The following is a 13,852-nucleotide window of genomic DNA, read 5'->3' on the forward strand; positions in this document are numbered from 1 at the left end:
ACTGCGGTGGCGGCCCTGACTGGGGGCGCTTGCCGGCGCCCCCTTTTTTCGTGCCTGCGCCTTCGCGACGGCACAGCGCCCATGCAAAAGCCCGCCGGCATCGCTGCCGGCGGGCCTTGTCTGCTGATCAGGCGGCGCCTCAGGTCTCGATGGGATAAGCCGCGAACAGCCGGCTGGCCGAGGCCGCCTGGTCAGACGCCAGCCGCGCCATGTCCACGCCCAGCACCTTGCCGCCGCGCTTCTTGATCTGGCCGGCGATCATCACCGTGTCGATGTCGGCGTTCTGGGCGAAATGCACCACCGCCTGGGCGGCATCGGTGGTGCCCATCATGCAGAGCGAATCGCGCCGGATTACCAGCAGATCCGCCTGTTTGCCGGGGGTCAGCGACCCGATGCGATGATCCAGCCGCAGTGCCCGCGCGTTGTCGATGGTCGCCCATTTCAGCGCCTCGACCGAAGCGACCGGCGGCGAGGTGACCCGCGCCGTCGGAACCGCAACCTCGCGCACCTCGGTGTCCTCGGCGCCAAGCTGGGCATCAAGGAAGTGGGTGTTGTAAAGCCGCGCGCCCATCAGCGACATACGGATGGTTTCCAGCATCCCGCCGGTCACATCGACCTCGGCGTCCGGCCCGATAGAAGGACGCCCGCCGGCACGCAGCACCCGGCTGACCAGGGGTTCCACCGGATGTGATCCCAGTTCCAGCGGCGGGGTCGAGGTGATCGAAGCGCCGTGATCGAGGATCACCTTCAGTTCCTCGTCGCCGATGTAATTGGCATGGACGATGTTGTGATCCGGGCCAAGCAGCCCTTCGCGGGCGATGGTCATGTAGCCATCGGCCACCAGCCGGTTCAGGCCCCAGATATGGGCGCTGGACAGCAGTCCGAAGTCGCGTGCCATGCGGAAATCCTGCCGGCAGACCTCGATCCCGGAATAATCCGGGCCAAGGATGCAGGCCGCCAGTGTCACCAGCGCCGTATCCGAAGACAGCCGCCCCTTGCGAAGGCGTTCGATCTCGGCGACCGGATGGGGGACGGTCGAGAAATGCGGCTCTCCCGCGCGGGGCTTGGGCTTGACCGTGCCGTGACCGAAGACCGCCCGCAGGCCCGAGGCCTCAAGCGCATCGATGGCCGCGTCGGTATGGGCCGGGGTCGCATTGTTGTGACACCAGTCGAACAGCGTGGTCGTGCCTGCCTCGATCTGGGCCAGCGCCCCGACCAGCGTACCGATCCGCGTGTCTTCCGGTGTGTAGCAGGGCGAGATCCCCGCGTGGACATATTTGAAATAGCCGCCCGAGGGCCAATCGGCCCCGATGGCCCGGATCGCGCCCTGCCAGGTATGCATATGCGCGTTGATCAGGCCCGGCATCACGATGGCGCCCGTGGCATCGATCACCTCGGCATCCCCGGCGTCGATATCGGGCGCCACGGCGATGATGCGGTCCCCCTCGATCAGCACGTCTCCGGTCAGCCGCCCGATGTCGTCGTCCATCGAGAGGATCTCTGCGCCCTTCACCAGGATCTTGGTCATGTCTTTCCTTCCTTCATGTCACGACAGGGCGCCCCCGCAAGGACGCCCCACCAGCTTTTCAAGGGACCCGCAGGTCAGTCCCAGCTTGCCAAAAAGAACAGCGGAAAGCCGTCTGCCGTGGGGAAGAAGTCCAGCGCCTCGTTATAGGCATAGGGCTTGGAGTGGGAATAGAGCGGGATCCAGCAGACCTCGGCGGCGATGGTATCCAGCGCCTCCTTGTAGGTCGCGGCGCGCAGTTCGGTGTCGATGGTGATATCGGCCTTGTCCAGCAGTTCCTTCACCTTCGGGTTCTGGCAGGAATCGTCCGGCGTCATCTTCAGCAGGACCGAGGCGATGCCCGAGATGTCATTCAGCCCGGAAGAGGCCCAGCCGGTCTGCACCACCTCGACCTCGCCGTCGTTCATCTTCGAACGCAGGCCCGCCCATTGCAGCATGTTGATATCCGCATCGATGCCGACTTCGGCCAGATTGCCCAGGATCGCCTCGAGAAGGTAGCGGTCGCGATAGGCGTCGATGGTGATCTGGATGCCGTCGCCGTAGCCCGCCTCGGCCAGCAGAGCTTTGGCCTGTTCGGGGTCATAGGCATAGGGCTCCACCTCCTGCGAACAGCCGACCTGGGTCGGGTAGCAGCCCGCATTCAGCACCTGCGCCGCCGGTCCGACCAGGTTGCGCGCGATCGAGCCCTTGTCGATGGCATGGGCAATCGCCTGGCGCACCTTCAGATCGGCAATCGGCGTGTCGCCGGACCGCCCCGTGGCATCCAGTTGCAGGTAGGAAACCCGCATGTCCGGCCCGTCCAGCACCTCGAGCCCCGGAATAGGGCGCAGGCTGTCCACAGCGTCCTGCGTCAGTCCGGTCACCCAGTCGACCTGACCGACCATCAGTTCCGCAATGGCGGTTTCGCTGTCGAGGATCGTCTTCATCTGCAGGGTCTTGATTGCCGGCTGCCCCTTGGGCCCGTCGTAGTAATCCTCGAACCGCTCAAGGATCATGTCGCCGCCCGGCACAAAGCTGACCATCTTGTAAGGCCCGGTGCCGATCACCGGCATATTGGCATAATCGGGGGTGCCATCGGCTGTCATCGGCGGGTTTTCCCAGACCTCGGAGGGCATCACGCCCATGCGGGTGCTCGACAGGAATTCGAAAGCCGCCGGAAAGGGATGCGCCGTATGCAGGCGGATGGTCATGTCATCGACCTTTTCGACCGATGAAATCCAGTTCACCAGGCTCGAATTCATCACATGGCTGTCCGGGTTGATCAGGTGCGAATAGCTGACCACCACGTCATCGGCGTCAAAGGCCGATCCGTCGTGGAAGACCACACCCGGCCGCAGCTTGAATTCCAGGGTCAGGTCGTCGATGCGTTCCCAGCTGGTCGCCAGCAGGGGTTCATATTCCATCGTCTCGGGGTTGCGATAGACCAGCGTGTCGAAAAAGTGGTGCTGCATGGCCGCGATATCGATCAGGTTTTCCCACCAGACCAGCGGCACATTGGCTTCGCGGTTCGTCACCCAGACCAGAGTATCATCATCGGGCGCGGCATGGGTCGCCGGCGCCACCAGGCCCATCATCGCGACGCTCAGAGCCGCGCAAGTACGTTTCATCATATCACGTCTCTTTTCATATTATTAAATTTTTTATCCTGTTGGTCTCTGAATTCAGGCACGGTTTGAAATTTGCGTCAAGAATCTTTGCCTATCCGGTCACTGAACGCCGAGACAACTGACTGATTAGCGAACAATTTTCATATAGAGAAAAATGATGCCGCTTGGCATGCGGGGGCCTGTTGCAAAACACCCGCGCGTGCCGGGGTCTCTGCCCGACATCTCAGCGCTGAACCAAGGGCGACGCACCGGGACCGCCCAGAAGACGACTCCACACCTGCCATTTAACCTTGCAAAGCTTCCATCGAATAGCATAAATGCAAGGTATGATTACACGCTCTCACCTGCACTCCGTGGAAGAGGCCTTGCGCCATCAGGCCGGAGTCGTCCTGCTGGGGCCGCGCCAGGTCGGCAAGACGACTCTGGCGCAGGACATCGCCGACAGCCGCGACGCGGTCTACCTCGACATGGAGCGTGCAGCCGACCGGCAGGTGCTTGAAGAACCCGACCTCTACCTTGACGAACAGGCCGGGCGGCTGGTGGTCATCGACGAAGTGCAACTGATGCCGGACCTGTTCAAGGCGTTGCGCGGCCAGATCGACCGCCGCCGCCGACAAGGGCACCGGACCGGGCAGTTCCTGCTGCTCGGGTCGGCCTCCGACAGCCTGCTGCATCAAAGCGCGGAATCCCTGGCCGGGCGGGTCAGCTACCACGAGCTGACGCCCTTTACCCTGACGGAAACCGGGGCCGAGGCGCAGACGCCCCTGTGGCTGCGCGGCGGCTTTCCCGAAAGCTTTCTGGCCGCCGACGACCGCGCCAGCCTGAGGTGGAGAGAGGATTTTATCCGCACCTACCTGGAACGCGACATCCCCGCCTTCGGGTTGCGCATTCCGTCCGAAACCCTGCGCCGGTTCTGGACCATGCTGGCCCATGAGCAGGGCGGGTTGCTGAATGCGGCAAAGCTGGCCGGGAACCTGGGCGTGTCGGGGCAAAGTGTGGCGCGTTACCTCGACCTGCTGGTCGACCTGATGCTGGTGCGCCGGCTGCCGCCCTGGCATGCCAATGCGGGCAAGCGGCTGGTGAAATCCCCCAAGGTCTTTATCCGCGACGCCGGGCTGGCCCATTCCCTGTTGGGCATCGGCACGCAGGAGGCGCTTCTGGGCCATCCAGTGGTCGGCGGCAGCTGGGAAGGCTTCTGCATCGAAAACCTGATCGCCGCTGCGCCGCGCGGCAGCGAAGCCAGCTTTTACCGCTCCGCGGCGGGGGCCGAGATCGACCTGCTGCTGAAGCTGCCCGGAGGCGCCCTTTGGGCGATCGAGATCAAGCGGACCACCGCCCCCAAGGTCACACGTGGCTTTCACATCGCCGCCGCAGAGTTGGACGCGACCGAACGCCTGCTGGTCTATGCCGGGGACCGCGGCGTGCCGGGGCAGGGCGGGCTGCGCGCCATGCCGCTGGAGGCCGCGATGACACGGCTGGCGGCGGCATAGGCCCCACCGACACGACCCACCCCAGGGAAAGCCAAGGGCGAAGGCAGCCGATGAAGTTTTGCCCCCGACCGCCGCGGTTGGCTCGGGGTAACCCGGCTTCCGCCTTGACTTGTATTTTGACCATGCGGTTAATCTGCCAATCGAAGCCGGATGAACCGGACCAGGTCGCATCACATCGATGCCCCCGTAGATCTTTGACAGAGAGGAATACGACATGCTTCATAGCCGTTTTCTGGCCAGCGTTGCGCTGAGCGCGCTCATGCTGGGCGCCACCCCCGCCATCACCCTTGCCGAGACCCCCGCCGACACGCTGATTCAGGCCTGGTCCATCGATGACATCATCTCGCTCGATCCGGCCGAGATCTTTTAATTCACAGCCTCGGAAATCGCCGGCAACACCTATGAGACGCTGATCGGCTACGATCCGCAGAACGTGTCCGACATCTTTGGCAAGGCCGCCGAAAGCTGGACCGTGTCCGAGGACGGCATGACGATTTCCTTCACCATGAAGGAAGGCCGCGAATTCGCCTCCGGCAACCCGATCACCGCCGAGGACGCGGTGTTTTCGCTGGTCCGCGCAGTCAAGCTGAACAAATCCCCGGCCTTCATCATCGGCCAGCTTGGCCTGACGGCGGAAAATGCCGACGCCAACATCGTGCAGACCGGTCCGATGACCTTCGACTTCATCATGGACAAACCCTATTCGCCCTCGCTGGTGCTGTATTGCCTGACCGCCACCGTGGCCTCGGTCGTGGACAAGACGCTGGCGATGGAACACGAGGCGGATGGCGATTTCGGCTATGAATGGCTGAAAACCAACTACGCCGGTTCCGGCCCCTTCATGATCAGTGACTGGCGCCCGAACGAAGCCGTGATCCTGCAGCGCAACCCCAACTATTCCGGTGACGCGCCGGCCATGGAACGGGTCGTCTATCGCCACATCCCGGAAACCTCGACCCAGCGTCTGCTGCTGGAAAAAGGCGATATCGACATCGCCCGCAACCTGACGGCCGAAGATATCTCGGCGCTGGAAGACAACGAGGACGTGAAGATCGAAAGCGGCGCCAAGGGGTCGCTCTATTATCTGGGGATGAACCAGAAAAGCGAATATCTGTCGGTGCCCGAAGTGCGCCAGGCAATGAAATACCTGATCGACTACGACACGATTGCCAACACGATCATGGCCGGCAAGGTCAAGGTACACCAGGGCTTCCTGCCCGAAGGCTTCCTGGGCGCCTATAACGAGAACCCCTTCTCGCTCGACGTGGAAAAGGCCAAGGCGCTGCTGGCCGAAGCCGGTCTGGAAGAGGGCTTCAAGGTGACCATGGACACCCGCAACACGCCGGAAATCACCGCCATGGCCCAGGCGATGCAGCAGTCCATGGCCCAGGCCGGGATCGAGCTTGAACTGATTCCCGGGGACGGCAAACAGACGCTGACCAAGTATCGCGCCCGCAACCACGACATCTACATCGGTCGCTGGGGTCCGGATTTCCAGGATCCCCATACCAATGCCTCGACCTTTGCCTACAACCCCGACAATGCCGATGATGCGGCGTCCAAGCCGCTGGCCTGGCGCAACGCCTGGGACATCCCCGAGTTGAGCGCGGCCACAGATGCCGCCATGGTCGAAGCGGACGCAGACGCGCGCGCCGAGATGTACATCGAAGCGCAGAAATCCGTCATGGAAACCGGTCCCTTCGTGATCTACGCGCAGGAAATCGAGGTCATGGGCGAACGCGCCAATGTCGAAGGCGTCGTGGTCGGCCCGTCGTTCAACGACAACAACTTTGCCCATGTGACCAAGTAACATGGCTTCAGGAACTCTCGGAGGGCGCCGCGGCGCCCTCTGGCTTCGCAAGGGGGCCTCGACACTGGGAACGGTGGCGGTGACCTTCCTCGGGCTTCTGATCGTGACCTTCCTGATCGGGCGCGTGGTGCCGGTGGATCCGGTGCTGTCGGTCGTGGGCGACCGCGCGACACAGGCGCAGTATCAGGCCGCCTACGAGGCGCTCGGCCTCGACAAGCCGCTGATCCAGCAGTTCTGGATCTGGCTGATGAATGTCATGCAGGGCGATTTCGGCACCTCGAACCTGACCACCCGCCCCATCGCGCAGGACATCGCCCGGGTCTTCCCGGCGACGCTGGAGCTGGCCACGGTGTCGATCGTGATCGGCACGGTCATCGGCATTCCGATGGGCGTCTGGGCGGCGGTCCGGCAGGGCCGCGCGGTGGACCACATCGTGCGCGTCGTCGGGCTGGTGGGCTATTCCGCGCCGGTGTTCTGGCTGGGGCTGATGGGGCTGCTGCTGTTCTACTTCAAGCTGGACCTGATCTCGGGGCCGGGACGGGTCGATATCTCGTATGAATTCGACTTCACGCCGAAGACCGGGCTGTTCCTGGTCGACACGGCGATGCAGGGCGCCTGGGGCGCCTTCCGCAACGTGCTGTCGCACATCATCCTGCCGGCCTCGCTGCTCGGCTACCTGTCGCTGGCCTATATCAGCCGGATGACCCGCAGCTTCATGCTGAACGAGTTGGCGCAGGAATACGTCATCACCGCCCGCGTGAAGGGCGTGCCGGAATGGCGCATCATCTGGGTGCAGGCGATGCGCAATGCCGCCGTGCCGCTGGTGACGGTGATCGCGCTCAGCTATGCCAACCTGCTGGAAGGCTCGGTGCTGACGGAAACCGTCTTTGCCTGGCCGGGCCTCGGGCAGTACCTGACGAACTCCCTTCAGAACGCGGACATGAATGCGGTGCTGGGCGGCACGCTGGTCATCGGGGCGATCTTCGTCGGCCTGAACATGTTCTCGGACCTGCTTTACACCCTGCTGGATGCCCGCACGAGGAACCGGAAATGACCCCGACACGCGCATGGCTTCTGAGCGATCAGCCGATCTCGCGCCGGCAGGCCCGGCTGGGGCAGCTTTACCGGACCTGGCTGGGGTTCCGCACCAACGGGCTGGCCATGTTCGGGCTGGTGATCGTGGTGGCGCTGGTACTGGTCGCGATCTTCGCGCCTTGGCTGGCGCCGCATGATCCGCTGGTCGGAGACCTGAACAACACCCGCCTGCTGCCGCCGCTGAGCGACGGTTTCCTGCTGGGCACCGACGACCAGGGCCGGGACATCCTGTCCCGCCTGATCCACGGGTCCCGGATCACGCTGGCGGTGGTCGCACTGGTGGCGGTGATCGCCACGCCGGTCGGTCTGCTCGTCGGCACATCGGCGGGGTATTTCGGCGGCTGGGTCGACACGGTGCTGATGCGGATCACCGACATCGTGCTGGCCTTTCCCAAGCTGATCCTGGCGCTGGCCTTCGTCGCCGCCCTCGGTCCCGGCATCGAGAACGCGATCATCGCCATCGCCATCACCGCCTGGCCGCCCTATGCGCGCCTGGCGCGGGCCGAGACGCTGACCATCCGCAACTCCGACTTCATCGCCGCGACCAAGCTGCAGGGGGCATCGTCCCTGCGGATCATCTGGAAACATATCGTGCCGCTCTGCATGTCCTCGGTGATCGTGCGGGTGACGCTCGACATGGCCGGGATCATCCTGACGGCCGCGGGCCTCGGCTTTCTTGGCCTCGGCGCGCAGCCTCCGCAGCCAGAATGGGGCGCGATGATCGCCGGCGGGCGCAACTTCCTGGTCGATTACTGGTGGGTCGCGACCATGCCGGGGCTGGCGATCTTCCTGGTCTCGCTAGGCTTCAACCTGCTGGGTGACGGCCTGCGCGACGTACTGGACCCGAGGGGGCAGAAATGAGCCTTCTGGAAGTCGAGAACCTGCGCGTCACCTTCCCGACGCGCAACGGCCCGTCCGAGGTCGTGCGCGGCGTGAACTTTACCCTGGGGCGCGAACGCCTTGGCATCGTGGGCGAAAGCGGGTCGGGCAAGTCCCAGACCGGACGCGCGATCCTGGGCCTGACCTCGCAGCCCGGCGTGGCCACCGCCGACAAGCTCAGCTTCGACGGCACCGACCTGCGCGGCCTGACGCCCCGGCAGTGGCGGGGCCTGCGTGGCAAGCGCATGTCGATGGTGATGCAGGACCCGAAGTTCTCGCTCAACCCCGTGATGCCCGTCGGCAAGCAGCTGATGGAGACCCTGCGGACCCATGGCACGGGGCGCGGCGAGGCCCGGCGCAAGGCGCTGGCGATGCTGGAGGCCGTGCAGATCCGCGACCCCGAGCGCGTCTTCCGCGCCTTCCCGCACGAGCTTTCGGGCGGCATGGGCCAGCGGGTGATGATCGCCATGATGCTGGTCGCCGAGCCCGACCTGCTGATCGCGGACGAACCGACATCGGCGCTGGACGTGACCATCCAGATCGAGGTGCTGCGCATTCTCGACCGGCTGGTGACGGATCAGGGCATGGGACTGATCTTCATCAGCCACGACCTGCGGCTGGTCAGCAGTTTCTGCGACCGGGTTCTGGTGATGTACGCCGGCCACGTGGTCGAGGAACTGCGCGCCGATGCGCTGGACCAGGCGCAGCATCCCTATACGCGCGGGCTGCTGAACTGCCTGCCCAGCATCGACGAGGACCGCTATCCGCTGCCGACGCTGGACCGGGACGCGGCGTGGTCGCTATGAAGGAAGGTACAGAGAACATGCTGACCGTCGAGAACCTGGAAGTCACCTTCACGACGGGCGCGGATGAGGTGAAGGCCGTGCGCGGCGTCAGCCTGTCGGTGAAACAGGGCGAAAGCTATGGCATCGTCGGGGAATCCGGGTCCGGAAAATCCACTGTGCTGCGGGCGATCTGCGGCCTGGCGCCGACCTCTGCCGGGCGTGTGCGGCTGGACGGCGAAGACATTCCCAGCCCGCGCACCCCGGCCTTCTACCGCCGGGTGCAGATGGTGTTCCAGGACCCCTATGCCTCGCTCCACCCGCGCCACACGATCGATTCCGTCCTGTCCGAGCCACTGACGATCCAGGGCTTCGACCGGCGCGACGAACGCATTGCGCAGGCGCTGGAAGATGTCGGGCTGGGCGAGGGGTTCCGCTTTCGCTATCCGCACCAGCTTTCGGGCGGCCAGCGTCAGCGTGTCGCCGTCGCCCGTGCGCTGATCCTCGAGCCGCAGATCCTGCTGCTGGATGAACCGACCTCGGCACTTGATGCCTCGATCCAGGCCGAGGTGCTGAACCTGCTGGAACGCCTGCGGCGCGAACGCGGGCTGACCTATGTCATGGTGTCCCATGATCTCGCCGTGATTTCGCATATGTGCGAACGCCTGCTGGTGATGGAACGGGGCCTCGCGGTCGAGGAATTGACACGCGCCGATCTGCGCAACAGACGGGCCGCGACCGATTACACGAAAAAGCTGCTGAAAGCCTCGGCAGGCTATACGAAAGAAGAACCTGCATGAGCGAGATTGTCCCGGTCTTCGATGGTCACAACGATTTTCTGCTGCGCCTGTTGCGCGATCCCGACAGCCGCGACATCACCTGGCTGACCGATACCGGGCAGGGGCACCTGGACCTGCCGCGGATGCGGGCCGGCGGCTTTGCCGGTGGGTTCTTTGCGGTCTATATTCCTTCGCCGAAGGCGCATGACGACCCGAATTTCGAAGCCATCATGCGCAATCCGCCCTTCGTGTTGCCCCTGCCGGAGGAGATTCCCTTTGCCGCCGCGCTGCCCGTCGCAATGAAGATGGTCGGCCATCTGCTGTGGATGGAACGCGAAGGCAGCCTGTCCATCTGTCGCAGTGTCGCCGATATCCGCGCCGCGATGGCTGGCGGCAAGATCGCCGCCATCCTCCATTTCGAGGGCGCCGAGCCGATCGACCCCGATCTGGACGCGCTGCATGTCTGGCACAGCCTTGGGCTGCGCTCGCTTGGGCCGGTGTGGTCACGGCCGACGGCCTTTGCCCATGGGGTGCCCTTCGCCTTCCCGTCCTCTCCCGATACCGGCGATGGCCTGACCGAAGCGGGCAAGCGGCTGGTGAAGGAATGCAACCAACTGAAGATCATGCTGGATCTGAGCCACCTGAATGAGAAGGGCTTTGACGATATCGCCGCACTCAGCGATGCGCCGCTGGTCGCCACCCATTCCAATGCCCATGCGCTGACCCCGTCGTCGCGCAACCTGACCGACCGGCAACTGGCGGTGATCCGCGACAGCGACGGCATGGTCGGGATCAACTACGCCACCGGGTTCCTGCGCGCGGATGGCATCGCCGAGACCTTCGCCGGATTCGATCCCGTCATGCGCCACCTCGATCACCTGATCGAGACATTGGGCGAAACCCGCGTCGGGCTGGGGTCTGATTTCGACGGTGCGACCATTCCGTCGGACATGGGCGACGTAGCGGGCCTGCCCCGGCTGATCGACGCGATGCGCGCCCATGGATATGACGAGGCGCTGATAGCGAAGCTGGCGCATGAGAACTGGCTGGCCGTGCTGGAACGGACCTGGGGCGGCTGACGCGCGCCGCCCGCGACCCCGGAAACGAGAAAAGGCGCCGGGATCCCTCCCGGCGCCTTTCGTTTGCGTCAGGGGCCGACGTCAATCCGGCAGCGCGTAGACCGCCAGTTGGTCACCCACGGCGGGCTTCAGGATCGAATTCCCGCCCGAGATGAAGGCGACATACTGCTTGCCCCGGTATTCATAGACCGCCGGGTTGGCGACGACGGGCGCCTCAAGCTGGTCCGACCAAAGCTCTTCGCCGGTTTGCAGATCATAGGCGCGGGCGCGGGCATCCATGGTCGCACCGATGAAGATCAGCCCGCCCTTGGTCACGGCCGGACCACCGATGGTGGGCGAGCCCATGCTTTCGGGCATGAAGAAACCCATGCTTTGCGACATGCCGATGGGCTTGCGCCACTTCACGTCGCCGTTTGTCATGTCGAGCGCGACAAGTTCACCAAAGGGCGGTTTCCAGCAGGGCATCCCAAGCCAGTTCATCGCGTTCATCAGGCTCATGCCATAGGGCGCGCCCTCCTGCGGGTAAAAACCGCTTTCATTGCCCGATCCGCCGGTCTGATTGTCGTAATCCTCGCGGGCGAACAGCTTGATGTACTGCACGATATGCGAGGTATTCACGACCGCCGTCTGGGTTTCGGGATCAAAGGCAACGCCGCCCCATTGCACGCCACCGGCGCTGTCCGGATAGGTCAGCACGCCTTCACCCTTGGTCGTGGGCGGGCTATACATGCCCTCGTACGACAGATTGTCGAACAGTTCGGTGCAGGACCCAAGGCCGACCAGATCGGCAATCTTCCAGACCTCGGGCTTTTCGGCCTGGTCCAGAAGCGGCGCGGGCTTGGTCGGGAAGGGCTGGGTGGGGGCGTAGTATTCGCCGTCGATCGTGCCATCGCCACCGGGGACGGGGCGTTCCTCGATCGGCCAGACGTCTTCGCCGGTCTCGCGGTTCACCACGAAAAGAAAACCCATCTTGGTGGCCTGCATCAGCGCCGGGATCTCTTCGCCGTCAACCGTGATATCCATCAGGGTCGGGGCCGAATTGATGTCGTAGTCCCAGATGTCGTGATGCACCCACTGGCGGGACCAGACGACTTCGCCCGTGTCGAGATCCAGCGCCGTGGTGGAGGTCGCATAGGGGATCTCCTGCGTCCGGTTCCCGCCCCAGTAATTGGGCGACGGCGAGGCGACGGGCAGGTAGACAAGGTTCAGCCCTTCGTCCACCGACATATGTGTCCAGACGTTGGCGGTGCCGGTCTGCCGGCGAATTTCCTCAGGCAGGGTTTCAAAGGACCATTGCAGTTCGGCCGTCTGCGGATCGACCGAGAAGACAGCACCGGGAGGGGCTTCTGCGTATTCCCAGTCCGAGCCAGCCCAGCCCAGCACAAGGTGATTGCCCGCCACGGTCGGCGGCTGAAGCACCGAGAAGGGGAAGCGGTCGTTGACGGTGTTCCACTGGTTCACGTCCAGCGCGCCACCATTGCCGAAATCCTCGCAGGCCTCGCCGGTGTCCGCATCCACGGCGAACAGCTGCGCATCCATGGTGCCGATGTAGACGATCTTCTGACAGGCCTCACCTTCGACGGGATCGGGGCTTTCCCAATAGGCAACACCGCGGTTCTTGAGGGCGGGCTGAGTCAGGGGTTCAAGGGCGGAATCCGTATCAAAGCTCCACTTTTCCTCGCCCGTGCCGGGGTCGAGCGCGATGATCCGGTAGAAGGGCGTCCCGATGTAAAGCGTGTCATTGGCAAAGATCGGCGTGGCCGACCAGACCGTTTCGGCCAGGTCGCCGGAGCCGTCGGACAGGTCACCGGTGTGGAAATCCCAGACCTTTTCCAGATCGCCGACATTCTCGACCGTGATCTGATCAAGGGGCGAATACTTCTGCGCATTCCCCTGACCATGAAAGCTGGTCCAGTCGGTCGTTCCCGGCACCAGCGGAATGTCCGAGCGACTGCGCCCGGCGGTGTTCAGGATCGGATCGGCAACGCCGGGATAGATATCCTCGGGCGTGGTGTCCTCGGCAGATTGTTCCTCGGTCGCCGCCTCTTCGGGGACCGGCTGCTCAGTGGCCGGTTCTTCAGTCGCCGGTTCTTCAGTCGCCGGTTCTTCAGTCGCCGGTTCGGCGGGGGCGGGTTCTTCGACAACCGGTTCGTCGGGGGCGGCCTCTTGGGTCGTTTCCGGCGCGGGGTCCTCTGTCGCCGCATCGGGCGTGGCTTCCGGAGCCGTCTCTGTCGTGGCCTCGGGGTTCGTTTCCGGCGTTTCGGAGGCCTCCGGGACCGGGGCCGTTTCGGGCGCCGGCGTGGTTTCCGTGCTTGTCGGGGCCTCGGAGGCGTCCTGGGCGTTCAGGCCGAAGGGCAGGGTTGCCAGCGCAATGGCCACCAGGGGAAGGGAAAGCTGTCTCATGCGATGGCTCCGGAACTTGCGGTGCGCGACTGTGCGATATCGAAAGCCAGGCCGGCCAGGGTGATCGCCATGGCGACGATCAGCCACCATTCATGCAGGAAATAGGCGGCGAGGGCGGTCAGAACGGCCCCCAAGCCGACGAGGAAACGGAAGATCCCGCGCAGGATGCCGGGCGGGCTGAACTGGATGACAAAGGCGCCGAGGATCAGCAGGACGCAGGCAAGGATGACCAGTCCGGCGCCAAATGTCCCTTCGACGCCGGTCAGGGGAGTTGCATAATTGTAAATGGAAACGGCGAGTCCCCCGAGCGCGCCTGCGACGATGACGATCGTGCGGGCCGTTCCGGGACGGGATGATTGCGACATCAAAACCTCCGACAATGGGAATACCCTGAACAGCTAGT

The 13,852-nt window shown here is 64.2% G+C and carries 10 protein-coding genes and 1 pseudogene; 7 read left to right on the forward strand and 4 right to left on the reverse strand.

Annotated elements, in window-relative coordinates; all coding sequences use genetic code 11:
* Positions 1-139 precede the first annotated feature (139 nt).
* Both PSAL_RS17700 and PSAL_RS17705 read right to left on the reverse strand, forming a co-directional pair.
* The gene (locus PSAL_RS17700; protein ID WP_119840384.1) at positions 140-1,528 is read right to left on the reverse strand and encodes an amidohydrolase family protein; all 1,389 of its coding nucleotides are present in this window, start codon (positions 1,526-1,528) and stop codon (positions 140-142) included.
* A gap of 74 nt (positions 1,529-1,602) precedes the next feature.
* Positions 1,603-3,135, reverse strand: a complete 1,533-nt coding sequence (locus PSAL_RS17705; RefSeq protein ID WP_119840383.1) for an ABC transporter substrate-binding protein — start codon at positions 3,133-3,135, stop codon at positions 1,603-1,605.
* A 323-nt stretch (positions 3,136-3,458) separates the two neighbouring features.
* Between PSAL_RS17705 and PSAL_RS17710 the strand changes: the two genes are divergently transcribed.
* The 7 genes and pseudogenes from PSAL_RS17710 to PSAL_RS17740 all read left to right on the forward strand — a co-directional run bounded on the left by PSAL_RS17710 (position 3,459) and on the right by PSAL_RS17740 (position 11,046).
* Positions 3,459-4,622 carry an ATP-binding protein gene (locus PSAL_RS17710; RefSeq protein ID WP_119840382.1) on the forward strand — a complete coding sequence of 388 codons (1,164 nt, stop codon included), beginning with the start codon at positions 3,459-3,461 and terminating at the stop codon, positions 4,620-4,622.
* 214 nt (positions 4,623-4,836) lie between these two features.
* A pseudogene (locus PSAL_RS17715) lies at positions 4,837-6,432 on the forward strand (ABC transporter substrate-binding protein).
* 1 nt (position 6,433) lies between these two features.
* On the forward strand, positions 6,434-7,486 hold the full coding sequence (locus PSAL_RS17720; protein ID WP_196941944.1) for an ABC transporter permease: 1,053 nt from the start codon (positions 6,434-6,436) through the stop codon (positions 7,484-7,486).
* Complete coding sequence (locus PSAL_RS17725) at positions 7,483-8,388, forward strand: ABC transporter permease (protein WP_119840544.1); 906 nt, start codon at positions 7,483-7,485, stop codon at positions 8,386-8,388. Before PSAL_RS17720 ends, PSAL_RS17725 begins: the two co-directional genes overlap by 4 nt.
* Positions 8,385-9,212: an ABC transporter ATP-binding protein gene (locus PSAL_RS17730; protein WP_119840543.1), complete on the forward strand. Its 828-nt coding sequence runs from the start codon at positions 8,385-8,387 to the stop codon at positions 9,210-9,212. The genes PSAL_RS17725 and PSAL_RS17730 overlap by 4 nt, the downstream gene beginning before the upstream one ends.
* 17 nt (positions 9,213-9,229) lie before the next feature.
* A complete protein-coding gene (locus PSAL_RS17735; RefSeq protein ID WP_119840542.1) occupies positions 9,230-9,988 on the forward strand; it encodes an ABC transporter ATP-binding protein in 759 nt (252 codons plus the stop codon).
* Entirely contained in the window at positions 9,985-11,046 is a 1,062-nt protein-coding gene (locus PSAL_RS17740) for a dipeptidase (protein ID WP_119840541.1), read from the forward strand. Before PSAL_RS17735 ends, PSAL_RS17740 begins: the two co-directional genes overlap by 4 nt.
* Positions 11,047-11,127: 81 nt before the next feature.
* On the opposite strand, the gene PSAL_RS17745 is transcribed toward PSAL_RS17740, so the two are convergent.
* Complete coding sequence (locus PSAL_RS17745; RefSeq protein WP_119840540.1) at positions 11,128-13,449, reverse strand: pyrroloquinoline quinone-dependent dehydrogenase; 2,322 nt, start codon at positions 13,447-13,449, stop codon at positions 11,128-11,130.
* A complete protein-coding gene (locus PSAL_RS17750) occupies positions 13,446-13,814 on the reverse strand; it encodes a hypothetical protein (RefSeq protein ID WP_147407665.1) in 369 nt (122 codons plus the stop codon). The genes PSAL_RS17745 and PSAL_RS17750 overlap by 4 nt, the downstream gene beginning before the upstream one ends.
* Positions 13,815-13,852 lie beyond the last annotated feature (38 nt).

The sequence above is a fragment of the Pseudooceanicola algae genome, assembly GCF_003590145.2.
GTDB classification, from domain to species: Bacteria; Pseudomonadota; Alphaproteobacteria; order Rhodobacterales; family Rhodobacteraceae; genus Pseudooceanicola; species Pseudooceanicola algae.

Coding starts and splice junctions, on each gene's coding strand:
- PSAL_RS17735 (WP_119840542.1), top strand. CDS start 9,230: ATGCTGACCGTCGAGAACCTGGAAGTCACCTTCACGACGGGCGCGGAT.
- PSAL_RS17700 (WP_119840384.1), bottom strand. CDS start 1,528: ATGACCAAGATCCTGGTGAAGGGCGCAGAGATCCTCTCGATGGACGAC.
- PSAL_RS17710 (WP_119840382.1), top strand. CDS start 3,459: ATGATTACACGCTCTCACCTGCACTCCGTGGAAGAGGCCTTGCGCCAT.
- PSAL_RS17745 (WP_119840540.1), bottom strand. CDS start 13,449: ATGAGACAGCTTTCCCTTCCCCTGGTGGCCATTGCGCTGGCAACCCTG.
- PSAL_RS17740 (WP_119840541.1), top strand. CDS start 9,985: ATGAGCGAGATTGTCCCGGTCTTCGATGGTCACAACGATTTTCTGCTG.
- PSAL_RS17730 (WP_119840543.1), top strand. CDS start 8,385: ATGAGCCTTCTGGAAGTCGAGAACCTGCGCGTCACCTTCCCGACGCGC.
- PSAL_RS17705 (WP_119840383.1), bottom strand. CDS start 3,135: ATGATGAAACGTACTTGCGCGGCTCTGAGCGTCGCGATGATGGGCCTG.
- PSAL_RS17720 (WP_196941944.1), top strand. CDS start 6,434: ATGGCTTCAGGAACTCTCGGAGGGCGCCGCGGCGCCCTCTGGCTTCGC.
- PSAL_RS17750 (WP_147407665.1), bottom strand. CDS start 13,814: ATGTCGCAATCATCCCGTCCCGGAACGGCCCGCACGATCGTCATCGTC.
- PSAL_RS17725 (WP_119840544.1), top strand. CDS start 7,483: ATGACCCCGACACGCGCATGGCTTCTGAGCGATCAGCCGATCTCGCGC.